15 protein-coding genes and 1 other RNA gene are annotated in these 16,944 nt (G+C 43.1%); 7 read left to right on the top strand and 9 right to left on the bottom strand.

From position 1 onward, the window contains the following. The first annotated feature begins 127 nt into the window (after positions 1-127). The gene (locus LDX50_RS03915) at positions 128-508 is read left to right on the top strand and encodes a response regulator (protein ID WP_225697571.1); all 381 of its coding nucleotides are present in this window, start codon (positions 128-130) and stop codon (positions 506-508) included. Positions 509-536: 28 nt separating this feature from the next. Here the strand turns inward: LDX50_RS03915 and LDX50_RS03910 are convergent, their stop codons facing one another. From LDX50_RS03910 to LDX50_RS03900, 3 genes are all read right to left on the bottom strand, one after another. Beyond that, positions 537-971 carry a hypothetical protein gene (locus tag LDX50_RS03910; protein ID WP_225697103.1) on the bottom strand — a complete coding sequence of 145 codons (435 nt, stop codon included), beginning with the start codon at positions 969-971 and terminating at the stop codon, positions 537-539. Between the two features lie 194 nt (positions 972-1,165). Further along, on the bottom strand, positions 1,166-2,254 hold the full coding sequence (dnaX, locus tag LDX50_RS03905) for a DNA polymerase III subunit gamma/tau (protein WP_225697102.1): 1,089 nt from the start codon (positions 2,252-2,254) through the stop codon (positions 1,166-1,168). A gap of 63 nt (positions 2,255-2,317) precedes the next feature. Beyond that, entirely contained in the window at positions 2,318-3,184 is an 867-nt protein-coding gene (locus LDX50_RS03900) for a DUF481 domain-containing protein (protein WP_225697101.1), read from the bottom strand. A gap of 64 nt (positions 3,185-3,248) precedes the next feature. Between LDX50_RS03900 and ssrA the strand changes: the two genes are divergently transcribed. Next, positions 3,249-3,655: a transfer-messenger RNA gene (gene ssrA, locus LDX50_RS03895) on the top strand. Between the two features lie 310 nt (positions 3,656-3,965). Here the strand turns inward: ssrA and LDX50_RS03890 are convergent. Both LDX50_RS03890 and LDX50_RS03885 read right to left on the bottom strand, forming a co-directional pair. Beyond that, positions 3,966-4,457 carry a CARDB domain-containing protein gene (locus LDX50_RS03890; RefSeq protein ID WP_225697100.1) on the bottom strand — a complete coding sequence of 164 codons (492 nt, stop codon included), beginning with the start codon at positions 4,455-4,457 and terminating at the stop codon, positions 3,966-3,968. A gap of 12 nt (positions 4,458-4,469) precedes the next feature. After that, positions 4,470-5,462, bottom strand: a complete 993-nt coding sequence (locus LDX50_RS03885) for a hypothetical protein (RefSeq protein WP_225697099.1) — start codon at positions 5,460-5,462, stop codon at positions 4,470-4,472. Between the two features lie 187 nt (positions 5,463-5,649). Here LDX50_RS03885 and LDX50_RS03880 point away from each other — a divergent pair, with 187 nt between their 5' ends. Next, positions 5,650-6,708 (top strand): patatin-like phospholipase family protein, encoded by a 1,059-nt coding sequence (locus tag LDX50_RS03880; protein ID WP_225697098.1) that lies wholly within the window; start codon positions 5,650-5,652, stop codon positions 6,706-6,708. Between the two features lie 281 nt (positions 6,709-6,989). Here LDX50_RS03880 and LDX50_RS03875 read toward each other — a convergent pair whose 3' ends face one another. The 4 genes from LDX50_RS03875 to LDX50_RS03860 form a co-directional block, all read right to left on the bottom strand. After that, on the bottom strand, positions 6,990-7,640 hold the full coding sequence (locus LDX50_RS03875) for a hypothetical protein (RefSeq protein WP_225697097.1): 651 nt from the start codon (positions 7,638-7,640) through the stop codon (positions 6,990-6,992). Positions 7,641-7,790: 150 nt separating this feature from the next. Beyond that, complete coding sequence (locus tag LDX50_RS03870; protein ID WP_225697096.1) at positions 7,791-8,258, bottom strand: hypothetical protein; 468 nt, start codon at positions 8,256-8,258, stop codon at positions 7,791-7,793. Positions 8,259-8,421: 163 nt separating this feature from the next. Then, the gene (locus LDX50_RS03865; RefSeq protein ID WP_225697095.1) at positions 8,422-8,883 is read right to left on the bottom strand and encodes a YybH family protein; all 462 of its coding nucleotides are present in this window, start codon (positions 8,881-8,883) and stop codon (positions 8,422-8,424) included. A gap of 73 nt (positions 8,884-8,956) precedes the next feature. Further along, a complete protein-coding gene (locus LDX50_RS03860; protein WP_225697094.1) occupies positions 8,957-9,658 on the bottom strand; it encodes a hypothetical protein in 702 nt (233 codons plus the stop codon). 252 nt (positions 9,659-9,910) lie between these two features. On the opposite strand from LDX50_RS03860, the gene LDX50_RS03855 reads away from it, so the two are divergent. Genes LDX50_RS03855 through LDX50_RS03840 form a run of 4 tightly spaced genes read left to right on the top strand, consistent with a single transcriptional unit; the run spans position 9,911 to position 16,870 of the window. Beyond that, positions 9,911-10,645 (top strand): hypothetical protein, encoded by a 735-nt coding sequence (locus tag LDX50_RS03855; RefSeq protein ID WP_225697093.1) that lies wholly within the window; start codon positions 9,911-9,913, stop codon positions 10,643-10,645. Then, the gene (locus LDX50_RS03850) at positions 10,642-13,407 is read left to right on the top strand and encodes a TonB-dependent receptor (RefSeq protein WP_225697092.1); all 2,766 of its coding nucleotides are present in this window, start codon (positions 10,642-10,644) and stop codon (positions 13,405-13,407) included. Before LDX50_RS03855 ends, LDX50_RS03850 begins: the two co-directional genes overlap by 4 nt. Continuing rightward, positions 13,404-14,570 carry a DUF4249 domain-containing protein gene (locus LDX50_RS03845; protein ID WP_225697091.1) on the top strand — a complete coding sequence of 389 codons (1,167 nt, stop codon included), beginning with the start codon at positions 13,404-13,406 and terminating at the stop codon, positions 14,568-14,570. The genes LDX50_RS03850 and LDX50_RS03845 overlap by 4 nt, the downstream gene beginning before the upstream one ends. Continuing rightward, positions 14,570-16,870 carry a hypothetical protein gene (locus tag LDX50_RS03840; RefSeq protein WP_225697090.1) on the top strand — a complete coding sequence of 767 codons (2,301 nt, stop codon included), beginning with the start codon at positions 14,570-14,572 and terminating at the stop codon, positions 16,868-16,870. Before LDX50_RS03845 ends, LDX50_RS03840 begins: the two co-directional genes overlap by 1 nt. Positions 16,871-16,944 lie beyond the last annotated feature (74 nt).

The raw sequence follows: 16,944 nt of genomic DNA, 5'->3' as shown, positions 1-16,944 counted from the left end.
GAGCTTACTTTTTTTGATTAACTCATTCATAGTCAATAAAAAGTTTAATTTTGTCGACCCTTAAAAGGAAGTATAATTTTTTAAATCGGAGGAAGCCTTGGCAGATCATAAAACCATTGACCTTGTAATGCTGGTAGATGATAATGAAACTGATAATTTCATCAGTAAGCGTATCATCGAAATCACCAAATTTGCGCACAAGGTTGAGGTTAAGAATTCCGGAAAAAGTGCGCTGGATTACCTGGCAGAGCACCAGGATGAGCCTGATAAATTGCCACATCTTATTTTCCTCGATATCAATATGCCGATCGTAGATGGATTTGTATTCCTGTACGAATTTGAAAAATTCAATGACCTTGTAAAAGACAAGTGCAAAGTGATCATTCTGTCTAGTTCTGACAACAAACGGGACATCGATAAAATCGTGAACAATGATCACGTCATTAAATTCATTACGAAGCCACTTACAGAAGCTTCCCTGGAAGAGGTGAAGGTCACAACAATCTAATGGTTGTGCTCAAATGATTCTCCAATTACTATAGATCGGGATCAAGTCCAAGCCGTTCCTGCAGATCTTTCAAAATGGGTTTTTTAGTCGCGAGATATTCGAATTTCTCCTTGTTGGTGTAAGGGCGATAAGCTTTTTCTTCTTCAAGCAGCTCAGTCTCAATCTGAATATGCCGGTTATTCAATTCGGTTTTCAGGTATGTTATCAGATCAGATCTGAACCGATCGAGGATATTGATCTTTACGGTATTGGTGAGCTGGAGTACGATGGTGTACTTTTCCTTCAGATAAAAGTCCTGTGTTAAAATAGCATATTCCACATCCCGCCCTTCTTGCTTTTTTTGTTCTGCAAATAAATTCCAGCTTGCCCGCAACTGATCTGCATCGAAGGGATCTTCACCATATAATTCCTGTGATTGTTCTTCGGTTTTCTTTTCCTCTTTCTTCCTGCCGGCTTCTGCCAATTCGTCTAGTCGGGGAATCCTGGCGATCTTTCTTGGACGTTCAGTAGTTCTGACTTCCTGAACAGGTGTTACAGGACGGATATTGGGTGTTTCTTTTTTTGGTTCCGCAAGTTCTTCTGAAGATGGTGTGGCGTTTGCCTTGCTGATGCCATTGGCGGATGACTCCTGCTTCGCAGGCGGTTCAGGCGGTTGGCTCAGGCTTTTTTTTTTACTTCTGAAACCAGATCAACAGCATGATTGATATGTGCCATCTTGATCAGGCACAACTCTACGTGGAGACGCTGGTTCTTACTGGCTTTGTATTGAATATCACATTGGTTTGCAATATTCAGTGCAGTGAGAATAAAGGAATTTGAAGTCTGTCCTGATTGCTCCATGAATTTCGCCCGCACCGTATCGGGCACATCCATAAGTGCGACGGTTCTTTGATCTTTACACACCAGGAGGTTTCGGAGGTGTTCGGCAAGACCTACAATGAAATTATGTCCGTCAAAACCCTTCTGAATGATTTCATCCAGGATGAGCAGGCATTCAGTATGATTCATATTATTAAGGGCATCCACTACCCTGAAATAATATTCATAGTCAAGTACATGAAGATTGGAAATGACCGTTTGGTAGGTCACATTGCCCCCCGAGCTAAACGTGACCATCAAATCGAAAATAGACAGGGCATCCCGCAGGGCACCGTCTGCTTTTCGGGCAATGAGGTGAAGCGCTTCTTCCTCGGCCTGAATTCCTTCCTTTTCTGCGATGACAGCCAGGTGATTTGCAATATCCGAAACCTGGATCCGGTTGAAGTCATAGATCTGACAACGTGAAAGGATCGTGGGTATTACTTTATGTTTTTCGGTGGTAGCCAGAATGAAGATCGCGTAGGACGGCGGTTCCTCCAGCGTTTTCAGAAACGCATTGAAGGCGGCTGTCGAAAGCATGTGAACCTCATCGATGATATACACTTTGTATTTACCGAATTGAGGCGGGTAGCGTACCTGATCGATCAGTTGACGTATGTCATCAACGGAGTTATTGGAAGCGGCATCAAGTTCGAAGATATTGAGTGAATTGTTTTCTGTGCCTTCGTCAAAATCATTGATCATGCGGGCCATGATACGTGCACAGGTGGTTTTTCCCACACCGCGCGGACCGCAAAAGAGGAGTGCTTGCGCCAGCTGATTATTGTCGATCGCGTTTTTCAGGGTGGTAGTGATATGGGACTGGCCCACCACTTCCGCGAATCCCTGCGGACGATATTTCCGTGCCGATACGACAAATTTTTCCATTGTTCGAAGATAAAGAACCTGCGCTATTTAACACAGGCATCACCGCTTAAATTGACTAAAAATTTAGAAAGCCCATTTGATCCCATTCTTCACCGAGTAAATGAATTTGTTGATCGCGATAATGGGCCGGTCTTCAAATTGCCCGGAGAATTCGGCGTTGAAGGAAAGCTTTTTATTGATGTTAAAGGAAAGGACGATATCTCCGTTGATACGGTTTCTGAATAGATCTGCCTCGTAATCATAACCGCCCTGGTAATAGGTGATAATATCCAGTTTCACATCTTCGGTGATGAAAATGAACCCATTGATGTAGGATGAGTTCTTCCAGAAATTCTTTTCGATAATGTTACTCTCATTTTCCGGTTCTTTCCAGCGTTCACGCTCGAACATGGCACCGGTTCCGACGATCAGTTTTTTCTTCTCCTCATCCACGAGGCGGTAGCGGATTCCGCCCCCCATCAGGACCCTTTGCGGCATGTTACGGCCGCGGTCATATTGGGTCTGAACATAATTTTCATAGGAAAGACGTTTTTTACGGAGCCAGTTGATCCGGAAATGGGCGTAGCCGGTTGAAATAAATGCACCATTCTGGTCGGAAGATGTAAAGTAATTGATTTGATTAATGAGGATATAGGCGTTCTTATCGGCCACATATACCAGGTCTGCTGAGGCGGTCAGTCCGATAAACGCATTTTCATTTTCGGCGGAAACGCTTCGGTTGTTAAGGTTGAAGTTGAAGGTAAAGGCACCCAGCCAGAAACGTGAGGAATCCGCGTTAAGATTATTCTTATTCACCCGGAGGATCTGGCCAGAGACAGGGCCTGAAAGCATAAGGCCCAGGACAAAACAAGTGAGCAGGAATGTGCGCATGGCCGCGAAATTAGGAAGAAACGCATAGAGAGGAAAGAAAACCTGCAAATCTGTCAGCATTCCTGTTTTGGAATCAAATTTGCGTTACCTTTGTTGACTCTTTTGAGAAACGGTAAACCCATTTGGGGCCGACCGGTTTTGACAGGTAGAGTGATTACGTGTGTAAGCATGCAGGCTCATGGGATGAGAGCCTTGATCAATAGTTCCACAACACAATTGGCGAATCTAATTACGCCATGGCCGCCTAATCTCGACTCAGATGTTGAGACCTGGGCTTAATCGGTGAACTGCTTAGAGCAGCACCGGGCCACATCCCGCTAACCGTTGTTTGGTCCGGTTAGAATTGGGGTGTCGAACAGACTGAACTAGCGCTGGCAGGGTTGTGATGCCGGTGTGAAACTCATCGCAACTAAGGTTGGGTTCGGCTGTCGTTTGCCAGGCTCTTCCCGACAATCTGAGAACGACTAAGCATGTAGAAGATACGATAGTTACCTTCTCTGGACGAGGGTTCGAATCCCTCCGGCTCCACGATCAAGCGCAGCCTGCAAATGCAGCACGCTAAAAAACGGAAAGCCCGCCAAGTTTTACTTGAGCGGGCTTTTTCTTTTTTAGCGTCTGTGCCATTGGCACAGGCGGCTGCATTTGCAGGACTGGCGTTCCAGGGATCGCCGAAGGCAATCCCTTTGCTTGATCGCTTCGCCGTCGGGGCTGACCCATCAGGCTGGCCCGCTCCTAAAAATGCCCACCGGGCATTTTCTTCACGTCTTATAGAAATGTGCCGACTACCTTTTCAATAATTAAATTCAATCTCAATTATCAAGGAAGTATTGTATTGCTAATCCTAGAAAGTCGTTTTGATAGTGTAGGTCTGACTTTCGTTATTTGATTCGTTAGATTCTTTAATGACATCATCCGGATCTACCTTAAATTTCAATGTATACGTGGCATTCTTAGAATAAGGCATATATTCAACAATCACCTTTTTAGTTTCCCCAGCTTTTAATGAATTGATTCCATTTGCTACGATTCCCGCACCCCCAACCACTATGGTATGATCATAGTCGCCCTCGCCGATATTTTTTACTTCAAAAGTAAATGTGCATTTTGTTTTAGGTGCTACCATGCCAGCCGGACTTACTGAACTAGAAATAATTACCAGATCAGGTAATTTGGCAATTACTTCCTCCTCTGGTATTTCCGTATCAGGCTGTTGTACTTCAACATCGGGCTGTGATGCTTGTGGTGCTGCTTTTCCATTACCATTATCTTTATTCTGACCGCAAGAAAAAAGAATAACTGTTGTCGCAATAATGATTATTTGTTTCAGTTTCATGATGCTAATATTTTAAACCGCATCTACTATCGACCTAATCAAGCTATCCAGAATTGATAATTCGGTATCACTAATTCTGGAACTTCCGGTTTCAAAGAATACGGAATGAGTTATTTCCTCCTGCACATGATATGTATAAGGTATCATCTCCTCACCTGGGATCATATGTGCAGGTATACAATTTGCGCCGGGAGGAGTGCTGCTGAATTCCCATTTACCAACATTACTGCTCGCATCTGCACCTACAGAGCCTAAATTAAATCCTCCAACAGAAATTGAGTTCGCCCCGTACATGGGAAAGGATAGGTATGCAAAACTGTAACCGATGAGGAATCCAGCGCCTGCGGTTGTCAATCTGGCCAATGTTCCATCAAAATGATCAAATGTAATTTTTTGATCAGTCCGAAAATTGGTCCAGTCACTCCACCCGGGATCTGCCCCTGGTGCCTGAAGTCCCACGCCTATACCGCCTCCTACAAAGCCTCCAGATGCCTTTTGTCCTGTCAGTCGGTTTTTGATTTCGCCGACAGCGAAGGCTGCACCGACACCCAGATGACCTGCACCACCGGTCATATTCAATCGAACTGCCCATTTATCGGTCGCGTTTTCCTCACATTCTTCAGGAATTTCAATTAATACACTGCTTCCGGCTTCACCTTCCATTTGGTGCGTGACATTCAGAGTAATATCCACTCTTCTCATCGCCGGTTCATTGGCATTTTTATCCCCGCCGGCCTCTTCGATTGTTACACTGTCTCCGACACCCATTGCCGGGAGCACAATTGAATTGAAGTTAGCTTCATTGCTGCACATTAAAGCAAATTCTGCGTTGACGCCAATTTTACTCAATTCCCTTTGGAAAATGTCCTGGACAAAAATCTCAACCTCATTGGCTCTTTCTGTTGACAGTTGTCTATTTAACTCAAGACGATTTTTGCTTCCGGGATTACTCCATTTCGGACTGGCATGTCCAATGATGGTTCCTTCGATAAATACTGTGCTCATGATTTCATCATTTTAGTATGATTATTTAATTGTTCCTGCCAGGTTATCGATAGTATCTGATTTGATACTCGATATGTCATGCAAGGTATTAATCATATGAATCCATCGAATCACCACAAAACAGTAATTCGAACAGCCCGAAAAATACCTAGATAATGCGATGTATGATAGATATAAAACAGTGATCTTGATTGACGAAATTATTAAGGAGATGATACCTATTTTATCTATTGATGGCGGTGGAACACGGGGTGTAATACCTGCAACAATTCTGGATGAACTCTTCAAAGAAACCGGCATTCATCCTAAGGACTTATTTAAACTTCTGTCAGGAACTTCTACAGGAGGAATTTTAGCCTGCGGGTATAGCTATGGAATACCAACGGATGAAATGTTAGACCTTTATATCCAGCATGCAAATGATATATTCCATGACAGCGGATTCGATGATATCAGGGATGGATTCGGAAAAAATATTGGAGCTGATTATTCGCATGGAAGGTTCAAAAAGTTATTAAAATCAATTTTTGGAACAACGACTCTGGGTGATATCAGAAAAGGACTCAGTGATGATCAGGACCTGATGGTTTGCTCATTTGATTTGAATCCTATGGATAATGGAAAACCAATCAATTTCAGGCCTAAAGTATTTCATTCATCTTTTTTAAGAGATTCGAAATATACATTGGTTGACATCTGTCTGATGACATCAGCCGGGCCTACATACTTTCCAATATATAACAATCATATAGACGGGGGCGTATCTCTCAATAATCCTTCGATGGCTGCACTGGCATTTGCCATAAATGGTCAATCCTCAGAAACGGGAGAATATAGACATCCTGATGGAGCTAAAAAGGGCATGGGCCATGAATTAATTGATTTAGCCCTGCTTTCATTAGGTTGTGGAACATCTAACAAGAATTATATACCAGTCAGCGAAATTAAGAGAAAAAGAAAGGGTGATTGGGGAAATTTACAATGGATACAGTATTTGCCCGATCTTCTCACAGAAACCAATGTTCAGGCAGCTGAATATTATATTAGTCAGCTTTTGAAATCATCACAGTACATAAGAATACAGGCGAAATTTGATGATCCGCAGGCACCGCTGAAAATTCGTGATAAAGTACTTGGACTGGACGTGAAGGACAAGGAATTGTTAAATTCTCTCGTAGTAATGGCTAAAGATATTTACGCCAATAACAGGTTGGAAATTCATAATCTGTTAAATATTCAACGTTAAGCATCCCTTCGGGAAAGGCAATCCCGCGGTAGTGGAACAGTGGATCACTGCGTTCGGTGGACCGTTACACTCAGTGGAGCAGTGAGTTGGGAGTAAAAAGATTTCAGTTGAATTCAAAGCCAGGCAGGGCCATCATCGTGCCTTAGTGAATCTAGGATAAACTGCCCGATGCAGTTATACAGATTTTCATCCATATTTTTGGTTTTTTTAAGTGCCCATAAAGAATAAAAATTCAATAATATGAGCTCTTTTTATGTTTTTATCCAAATATTATGATTCGATTATGAAAACAGTCTATTTCGCATACGGTGCATGCGACCATACATTCTATCAGTATCGAATTTACTCCGGTGAGCGCTCTCTATTTCAATGGCTTCCTGAAATTTTTGCCGATAAATAGTGCTCCTAATTCTTACTGGAGGTTCTGGATTGAAAGCTCTCATTATCGGTGTTAGGTGTAGATATTGCTCATAACAATTGCTATATGCGTCAGTAAAATAGAGCTTAAATTCAAATGATTCATTATAAAATTCCTCAAGGTCTTTATATTGGAAGATCTCAATACTAAACGTTCCATTTGTGGGTACATTTATCGATGAGCAATATATTTGAAATGCTTTTCGAGGAGGTAAATTTGAAGGAATGACATCTTTTGAATATGTAAATAATATTTTATTTGTATCAATTTGTTTTTCGGCTAATTCAACAATGATAATAAGATCAAACGCCCATTTACCCTTATTTTCGTAGAAATACTCGGACGATCCGAAAGGAGATTGATTAGGTTCTGGCTTCAACTTATCTTCAACGAATACAAAGAAAGGCAATGCCTCACTTACATTTCGTCTATTCAAACTTTTAAATGCGAGATAATTCACGATCAGCGTTATTGCTAAAACTAGAACAGTGCCTAAGTCTATAATTGAATCCATAATTATGTTCATCTTGTGACTCCTTCGCAAGCAACGAATTATCGCATTAATCTACTTTAATCGCCATAAATCTTCAATTATGGTATTTGAATTGAGGGGTTAAAGTTTTGGTCCCAAAGGTTATTTTTTACTTGAGATAAATCTCTTTTTCTACTCTTCTTTAGAGTAAAGCTCATTCGTTTTTTCTAATCCTTTATAAAGTCCAAATAGATCAGCAACCTCCACAGTTAAAAAATAACTATATGTCAGAATAAACAATCTCCATACAAGTGATTTAAATGAAAAATCCTCCTTAATCATGAGATATCCTTCATAAATACCTTTGTAGAAGAAAAGATAAAAACATAAAATTCCCAAAGGTAATATCAAAAAAACCGAGTGAACAAATGCTCTTAAAGAAGAGTCAACATATATGCCTTGTAGCGCTTCTTTAAGTGATTTATGAAATACGGCCAGACCAATAATAATTAATACTGTAACACATAAAAGCCAACCATATGTATTAACATAACCGTAATTATATATTGCGTATAGAATATATATAAAAATCATAAATACATATCCCCTTACTTTACCTATTAGATATTGAATTTCGGGATATTTCATCTGTTCTTTCATTATCAGTATGTTACTTTGTTCAAGTTTTTAAGACTTAAGTCTGTGGAAATATTTATCCGACCCACCTAATAACCGATAAAATCATCTCAATAATTCTAAGATGGGTAGATATAATGTTCTTTGCTTCTACAAGAGCGAAGGCGGCTTTGTAAGGCAAAGAATCTCACTCCTCCTTACTAAACCATGTATCCCTGAATATCTTCCATTCCCCATCCACTTTTTTCCACACCAGCAGGTAATCACCGCTCGATTTCCATGACCCATCGGCGGGTGCAAAATATCCGTTTCCCTGTTCAACCAGCATTTCCTCGTTACCCCATAAACCGGTCGTAGTAAAACCTGATACCGTTGTGCCGCCCTCGATCATCGACGCGAAAACCTTTGTAATGTTCTCTCTTCCGACCGTGTTTGGTTTTCCGTCATGCAAAATTTCAGCATCAGCCGTGTACAAATTTCCGAGCCTTACAGCATCACCTTCACTCAAGGCATCTTCATAATCCCTGAGACGCTTTTCAATTTCCTTTTCGGCGCGGGTCATATCAAAAGGAGCATTCGTCTGACCAGAAACAACAATTGATGTAAAAGATAGCATCCCACACAGCAGGTAAAACATGATTCGTTTCATAAACCAATAGATTCAGATGTATAAGATACAGTATTTTCTCCCAACACTTTCAAGAAAAGGAATGAGAAGATCCCTAACCCTTAATAAACGTTTCGAGAAAATTTTGCACGGCCTCCGATTTACCTATAGGTGCGGCAAAGCAATTAAGAAAATTGATAGCCAGGGCAAGATAGGTTGCAGGGTGCCGTAACTTTCCGAAATACTTCGCTGTAACCAGGATCAGGATAATGATAATTACCTGGGCAATGTATAGCGGCGTTAGTATGTCGATATCCGGCCAGTTGTCAACATACATCATGATCCAGATATTCTGCACCCCGCGCCCCAGAGCGGGCATCATGATGATGAAAACTGTGGAAACGAGCCACCAGGCATGATCTTCCAGGCTTTTTCTGTGAATGATGCTTTGAATTACAGCATATCCGAATGCAGTCATCATCACCAGCTCAATGGCTGCAATTCCATAGAAAAAGTAAGGCTTGAACGGTCCGAACCGTTCTACCATCTCAGCCGCACGATGTGCACTCTCAAGATCGCGGTACATCATGCTGAGCGCTGTAAAGCATACAGCTCCTGCCATGAACATTCCAATGATACCATAAGTCCGGTGTTTTTCAAGCTGACCGTGTGTAGCATAGTAAGGCTGAAAGATCAGGAATATGTACCAGACCGTGCCTGTCCAATAATGAATATGAACCGACCACGCATTCGAGGTGAAATCACCCCAGTAATCCATAAAGATTCCAAGCTGCATGAGGATCATTGGTATAATCATCCATAGATGCAGTTTCTTATATTTTTCCACTATATGATTGTGATTATTTGATAAGGAATAATATTAAAATTTTTTGAACCAAACAAGTTAACTCATTGATTTACAAATTACTCAGACATCAATTATTGAATGGATTCAATCCTGAAATACTATTTTTCCGTTTACCCGTCTTTTTCTCCTGTTACATAAATATTGTCATGGCAATGTTCATTGATGCACATTCTTCCTATATTGAAAGTTCATTTAAAGTAAATGACTGCTGTAAAATCCTGCTTTTTCTCTTTCCTGGTCCTCCTGTCATCGTCTTCAATCGGTCAAAATCTTCTTCCTGTCAACCAGACATATCAGGACAGCGATATTGAGCTGTTTAACCGTTACAGTCAATCGGTGAATGGAGGGGCAGCAATATATAATGGCCCGGAATATAAGGGCGCAGACCCCACCATTGCAGGTCATCCCTACTTTCTGAACAAGAATTTTCAGTTTGGCAGCGTGCAGTATATGGGCTACACCTACGACAGCCTGATCATCGGCTATAACATTGTCCAGGATCAATTGATACTCGTTTATCCAAGGGACGATGCTTTCTTTGCCATTGTTCCACGTAAAGACAGAATTAATTACTTCTCACTTCTCGGACATCATTTTGTTCAGATCAAAGACCTTCCGGCAGGATTACCGGATGAAGGATTTTACGATGTGCTTTATGACGGTACCACTAAGATTTTAGCAAGAAGATCAAAAATTCAGGCTGCCTATCAGGAGGGGAACTACCTTTTTGAATATAAATTGAATGATCAGTACTTTCTTTGGAAAGACGGACGATTCCATACCATCAGAACAAGGGCAGCGCTGTACCAGCTTTTTAAGGAAGATAAACGGGAAATCAAAAAGTTCATCAGGGATGAGAATATTGATTTCAAGACTTACCCGGATGGGTACTTTCAAAAATTAGGCCCCTACCTGGATCAACTGCAATTGAAATGAAAGCAGTTGTTGCCATATTACTCTGCCTTTTATCACTGCCGCTTTTTGAAGCTTCGGCACAGACGTTCACAGTGAATCGTGATAATGCCACACTGGATGATATTATCAGCGACCTGGAAGCCTCATCCGGGTATACATTCTATTTCAAGTCATCTGAACTGGATACTGTAAAATTTGATCTTTCCGTTACCGGATCGATAGATCAGGTTCTTACCAGCTTGTTTTCAGGAACCGGTTACGAGTATGCGATTCTTCCGGGAAATATGATCATCATATCTCCCCAAAATGCGCTCAGGCTAACGTTACCGGCCGGGTTTTTTGATGTAAACAGCAATGCCCCGCTCGAACTGGATCCGGTTGCTCTTACATTTAACGATTCAGAATCGGATGAAGATCTGGCAGAGCAGAATGAACTTGAAAATCAGCTGATACCCATTGGCGATCGTACCGCCCTTCGCGAAGGCGTCAAGGTTAACATCAATGGATATGTCCGGAAGACCGATTCCGGTGAAGGCGTGGTTGGCGCGATGGTATATGTTGAAAACCCAAACGTTGCCGCCGCCACGGATATCTATGGATATTATACGCTTACCTTACCTCAGGGCCGTCATACCGTCCGGGTACGCAGTCTTGGAATGAAAGAGACGAAGCGGGAAGTCATTGTTTATGCTGAAGGAAGCCTGGATATTGAAATGAAGGATGATGTCATTGCACTGAAGGAGGTTGTTGTTCAGGCAGAAAAAACTGCGAATGTAACCGGCCTTCAAATGGGCATGGAGCGCCTTGATATTACCAAAGTAAAGCAGGTTCCAACGGTCCTTGGAGAAGCAGATATTATCAAGGTGGCACTCACATTGCCAGGGGTGCAGACCGTTGGCGAGGGTTCCTCGGGATTTAATGTCCGTGGTGGAGCTACCGACCAGAACCTGATCTTAATCAATGATGCGGTCATCTACAACCCGTCACACTTCTTCGGGTTCTTCTCGGTCTTCAATCCGGATGTGATCAAGAATGCCACCCTTCTGAAAAGCGGTATCCCGGCAGAATATGGAGGACGTATATCTTCTGTACTTGATATTAATTCCAAGGATGGAAACAAGCGTAAATTCGGTGTGCAGGGAGGTATCAGCCCTGTAACGGCAAGGGTTGCAGTTGAAGGTCCAATCATTAAGGATAAGATGTCTTTTGTGATCGGAGGCAGGAGTACGTATTCCGACTGGCTTTTAAAACAGGTCCCTGATAATGATGTGAAAAATAGTAATGCGGCATTCTATGATATCAGTGCCAAGATCTCCACTGAATTCAGTGATAAGGATGCTTTGTATCTTTCCGGGTATTTCTCGAAAGACAAGTTCCAGCTCTATTCAGATTCATTGATTCAGTATCAGAACCTGAACGGTTCGGTGAAATGGAAACATGTATTCAGTCCGAAGTTATTTGCCGTCGTAACCGGTTCCTACAGTGACTACCAGTATGAACTTGATTATGAGGGTGATTCTCTTCAAAGCTTCAATCTTAATTACCGGCTGACCTCCGTAAACGGGAAGCTTGATTTCAGCTATTTCCCCAGTGAGAAGCATAAGGTGGATTTTGGGGCCAGCGTGCTTCGGTATGATATTCTTCCCGGTGAACAGGTGCCGCTTAACCCGGAGTCTGATATTGTTCCTATCCGCCTGGAAGATGAAGCAGCTCTCGAAAGTGCTGTGTATGTGGGTGATAATTTTGATCTGTCCGACAGGCTTTCATTGTACCTCGGTTTGCGATATTCCTTCTATCAGTATCTGGGACCCCGGACCGTTTTTTCTTATCGGGATGGATTCCCGAAATCTTCTTCAACGCTTACCGATACAACTCAATATGGCAAGAACGATGTGATATCCCGATATCACGGACCTGAATATCGATTATCAGCCCGTTATACCCTCAACCGGTTTTCATCACTTAAGCTGAGCTTTAACCGTTCCCGTCAGTATATACAGACCTTATCCAATACAACGGCGATCACACCAACGGATACATGGAAGCTGAGTGACCCTCATGTGAAACCGCAGGTAGGGGACCAGGTCGCACTTGGATATTACAGGAACTTCAGGAATAACAGTATTGAGGGAAGCATAGAGGTCTATTATAAAACCATTCAGGATGTCCTTGAGTACAAAGGAGGAGCTAAACTGATTTTGAATCCGGTGATTGAGCAGGATTTGCTAACTGCCATGAATAAATCGTACGGGGTTGAGTTTTTGTTGAAGAAAAAGGTTGGAAAGCTCGATGGATGGATCAGCTATACCTACTCCCGGTCACTCAACAGGGTTGATGGTGAATCCAGTGAGGAGCGTATCAACAATGGCGAATACTTTCCGTCGAATTTCGACAAACCTCATAGTTTGAATGTTATCGGAAATTTCAAATTTTCCAGGCGTGTAAATGTCTCGGGAAGCTTTGTTTACTCTACGGGCAGACCGATTACCTATCCGGTTGCCAAGTATTTCTTTAACGGATCTGAACGTGTATACTACTCCGGAAGGAATGAATTCAGGATACCTGACTATCTCCGTCTGGATATCTCACTTCAGCTGGAGGGAAATCATAAGGTGGATAAACCCGCCCACAGTTCCTGGTCATTTGCTGTATATAACCTGTTGGGCAGGAAAAATGCCTATTCCGTTTTCTTTGTCGCTGAACAGGGTGAAGTGAATGGATACAAGCTCTCGGTCTTTGGATCTGCTATACCAACTATAACATATAATTTTAACTTCAGGTGAGAAAACTGAACTTACATATACTTCTGCTCGCCATACTCACATTTACCGGATGTGTGGATCCGTTTGACCCGCCGGTGGAGAATTATGAAGAACTCCTTGTGGTGGAGGCCTTTATCAGTGATGATCCCGGGCCGCAGGTGGTGTACCTCTCGCTCACTTCGCCAATAGACACGGTTCGTTTCTTGCCTGTAACAGGTGCAGAAGTACTGATTAAGGATCAGGATGGCAATCAATATTCTTTTAATGCGGCGGAAAGCGGGGCCTATTATTCAGATCCGGGAGTATTCATACCACTTCCCGGAAACATATATGTTCTCGAGGTGCGGCTATCAGACGGACGACGAATTGTTTCAGAGCCGGTTGAGATGAAACTAACACCTCCGCTTACAGAAGTTTTCTACGAACAGCAGGCATTTGTGGGTGCAGAAAGCGGGACGATCGAAGAGGGCTTCGTGGTGATGGCAAATACTGACGGACTTGCAAACGAGGATATTTATCTTCGATATGACTGGGAAGAAACCTATATGACCGTTCCTCCGTACCCGGCATTTTTCGTTTATAATGAACAAACTGAAATCATTGAACCGCGTGAGGATAATATAAGTCAGTGCTGGATTGATCAGCGTTCATCAGCCATTAACATCGTAACGACAGAAGGGCGGGCCATTACAGATATACGGGAACATCCCATTCGATATCTCTCCTTCCGGGGTGTTGAACTGAATGAACGCTATAGTATTCGTGTAAAGCAGTACGCCATGGATGCGGAAGCATACAGGTTCTGGAAAAGTCTGAAGGAAACCAACGAGTCCACCGGATCGCTGTTTGATACCCAGCCATTTCCGTTGACGGGTAACCTCATGAATGCGGATGACCAGAATGAACCCGTCCTTGGCTATTTTGATGTAGCCTCTGTATCGTCGGAACGGATTTTTATTGATAAAACCGATTTACCCGGAAGTACGTCAGCGCCAAGTCTTTACCGGGGTTGTACCAGCAGCTCGGTAGATACACTCGTGAGTGCCTCGGCAGTTCCTGCCTTTGTGAATTCAGGCTTTTATATTTCCTATTACATTTTTCCGACAGGCTATGTCATGGTGAAACCCGAATGTGTGGATTGTACGTTGTTTGGTTCGAATGTTAAACCTGATTTTTGGGAATAATGATGGGAATCAAAACTGCACTCATTGTTATCCTCGTGCTTTTTGCCTGTTTGGGAACTCAAGCCCAGCAAATCGACATTGAACAAAGGGCACGGGCATACTTCAATCAGAACCCGGAAGAAAAGCTCTTTTTACACCTCTCAAGACCGCTGGCACTGGCAGGCGAGGAAGTATATTTCAGAATATTTCACGTTGCCTCCCATGACCATTCTCCGCATTTAATGAGCAAGGTTGCCTACGTTGAAATGCTCGATGAACAGGGCAGGGCGATACAACAGGTGCGGGTTTCAATGGATTCGGCCGGGGGCAGTGGATATCTGCAGCTCCCTGCAACAATTAATTCCGGGTATTATACGGTTCGGTCTTATACGCAGTGGATGCGCAATAGTTCACCCGGGCAGTTTTTCCAGGCACCTCTTCAGGTGATTAATACATTTAAAAGACTTGGGTTGCAGGCCATTCGCGACAGTGCTGAGCTGGAGATAAGTTTTTATCCGGAGGGTGGATCTTTTATTGAAGGCCATCCTGTACGCGCTGGGGTGAAAGTGCGAAATAAATTTGGGAATCCTGTGGCCATCGAAGGCCATCTCATCAACGGGGATAATGAAGAAATTGCATTAATAAAAACCGATGATTTCGGTATTTCAAGTATAGAAATTACTCCTCACCGTGATGCCCGATATATGTTTGCTACAGTTCAGGATACGATTCCGGTAGTGATCGGTACGATTGAGCTGAACGGATATGCCATGAAGGTGATCGAGTCTGCGGGTGAATACAGAGTGGAGGTGACGATTGCTGGTCGTGCTGAGAGCGGCACGGGATACCTGGCGATACTTTCGCGGGGTATGTTTGTTGAGATTGCGCAGGCGCGACTGTTGGATGACGTCTACATCTTCGAGGTACCCAAAGAAATACTCAGGCCAGGTGTGAATCAGCTTACATTTTTCAATAGCATGGCAATGCCGCAGTGCGAACGGCTGTTGTTCAGATCTCCGGAATCATCCCTGGATGTAGAGGTTACCACTTCCCGCGATACATATGATGCGGGGGAAACCGCAGTTTTGCAGATTGATACAAACGGTGAACCAGCAGATATTTCAGTGTCAGTTTTTGCGTGGGATGAAAATATGCCTCTTTTCGATCACAATATCGATACGTATTTGTGGCTTACTTCAGAATTGCCTGGTTTGATGAATTTGCCGGCTGATTACCTCAGGGTCAATGATCCTGCAGATCGTAAAACCATTGATAATATTTTACTCACACACGGCTGGCGGAGGTATGACTGGGAAAGGATAATTGCGGGGGCAGAACCCGAATTCCTGCCGGAATTCAGAAGTCCGCTTATTGCCGGAACGACCTCAAAGGGTATTGAAGGTGAACGTATCTTTGCCAGCCTGCCTGCTTCTGATGAAAAACTATTTATTGGCGATACGGGTCCGTCGGGACAGTTTTTAATGGAGGTGCCAAATATTAGCGGGGAACAGGAAATGATTTTAACGGGGTCTGAAAACAGCAGAATCTCGATACGCTCCTATTTTGATGACCGTCGCTCCACAGGCATCCTGCCGCCTTTTGATCTCGATGAGCAATTTCGGGATTTTATTGAATCTCAAAACACCCACATGCAGGTACGCAATTATTTTATGGCAGAGCGTCAGGAAGAATCAGCAGCCTCAAAGCCTTTTTATGGTACACCGGATGCCTCCTTTGAGCTGGATAAGTTTACACGCTTTCCGGTTATGGAAGAAGTGCTCAGGGAATATGTCTACGGAGTTTACGTGCGGAAGCGTGGTGATAAATTCGTGCTTCGGGTGTATGATGAAAGCGGGGATAACAAGGTGTTGGATGATCCGCTGATCCTGCTCGATGGTGTACCAATATTTGATGCCGATATCATCATGGATATCGACCCATTGGGTATTGAAAAGATCGACGTAGTGAGGCGCAAATATGGCTATGGATCTGAAATTGCCAATGGCATCATTGCATTCTACAGTTATAAATCAGATCTGGCTGGGTATACGTTACCGCCGAGCGCACTTCGAAGTAATTATTTCGGACTTCAGGATGCGAAGCAATTTTACATCCCCGTAAAAGGTGAGGGCCGCAATGTTCCGGATCTTCGAAATCAGGTATATTGGGAACCACGCATGCTTCTGGAAGGAACAACATCAGGCAGCCTCAATGTGACCCTCCCCGAAAATGCCGGTACGTTTCTGATCGTCATTCAGGGCATGGCATCTGGCGGTGCATTTGGCAGCAGTTCAGCGACTTTCAGCATAAAAAATAAATAACCCAATAATAAAAAGGGTGTATTTCACGCTGTAAGAATCACTATTTCAATCATTCTTTTTCCTGATTTATGGCA

This window comes from Fulvivirga sedimenti (genome assembly GCF_020328055.1).
This window is presented reverse-complemented; position numbering and strand designations above follow the sequence as displayed.

What these genes read in the sequence shown, in the direction of transcription:
- LDX50_RS03915 (WP_225697571.1), top strand. Translation starts at nt 128, where the DNA reads ATGCTGGTAGATGATAATGAAACTGATAATTTCATCAGTAAGCGTATC.
- dnaX (WP_225697102.1), bottom strand. Translation starts at nt 2,254, where the DNA reads ATGGAAAAATTTGTCGTATCGGCACGGAAATATCGTCCGCAGGGATTC.
- LDX50_RS03900 (WP_225697101.1), bottom strand. Translation starts at nt 3,184, where the DNA reads ATGCTGACAGATTTGCAGGTTTTCTTTCCTCTCTATGCGTTTCTTCCT.
- LDX50_RS03890 (WP_225697100.1), bottom strand. Translation starts at nt 4,457, where the DNA reads ATGAAACTGAAACAAATAATCATTATTGCGACAACAGTTATTCTTTTT.
- LDX50_RS03885 (WP_225697099.1), bottom strand. Translation starts at nt 5,462, where the DNA reads ATGAGCACAGTATTTATCGAAGGAACCATCATTGGACATGCCAGTCCG.
- LDX50_RS03875 (WP_225697097.1), bottom strand. Translation starts at nt 7,640, where the DNA reads ATGGATTCAATTATAGACTTAGGCACTGTTCTAGTTTTAGCAATAACG.
- LDX50_RS03870 (WP_225697096.1), bottom strand. Translation starts at nt 8,258, where the DNA reads ATGAAAGAACAGATGAAATATCCCGAAATTCAATATCTAATAGGTAAA.
- LDX50_RS03865 (WP_225697095.1), bottom strand. Translation starts at nt 8,883, where the DNA reads ATGAAACGAATCATGTTTTACCTGCTGTGTGGGATGCTATCTTTTACA.
- LDX50_RS03860 (WP_225697094.1), bottom strand. Translation starts at nt 9,658, where the DNA reads ATGATTATACCAATGATCCTCATGCAGCTTGGAATCTTTATGGATTAC.
- LDX50_RS03855 (WP_225697093.1), top strand. Translation starts at nt 9,911, where the DNA reads ATGACTGCTGTAAAATCCTGCTTTTTCTCTTTCCTGGTCCTCCTGTCA.
- LDX50_RS03850 (WP_225697092.1), top strand. Translation starts at nt 10,642, where the DNA reads ATGAAAGCAGTTGTTGCCATATTACTCTGCCTTTTATCACTGCCGCTT.
- LDX50_RS03840 (WP_225697090.1), top strand. Translation starts at nt 14,570, where the DNA reads ATGATGGGAATCAAAACTGCACTCATTGTTATCCTCGTGCTTTTTGCC.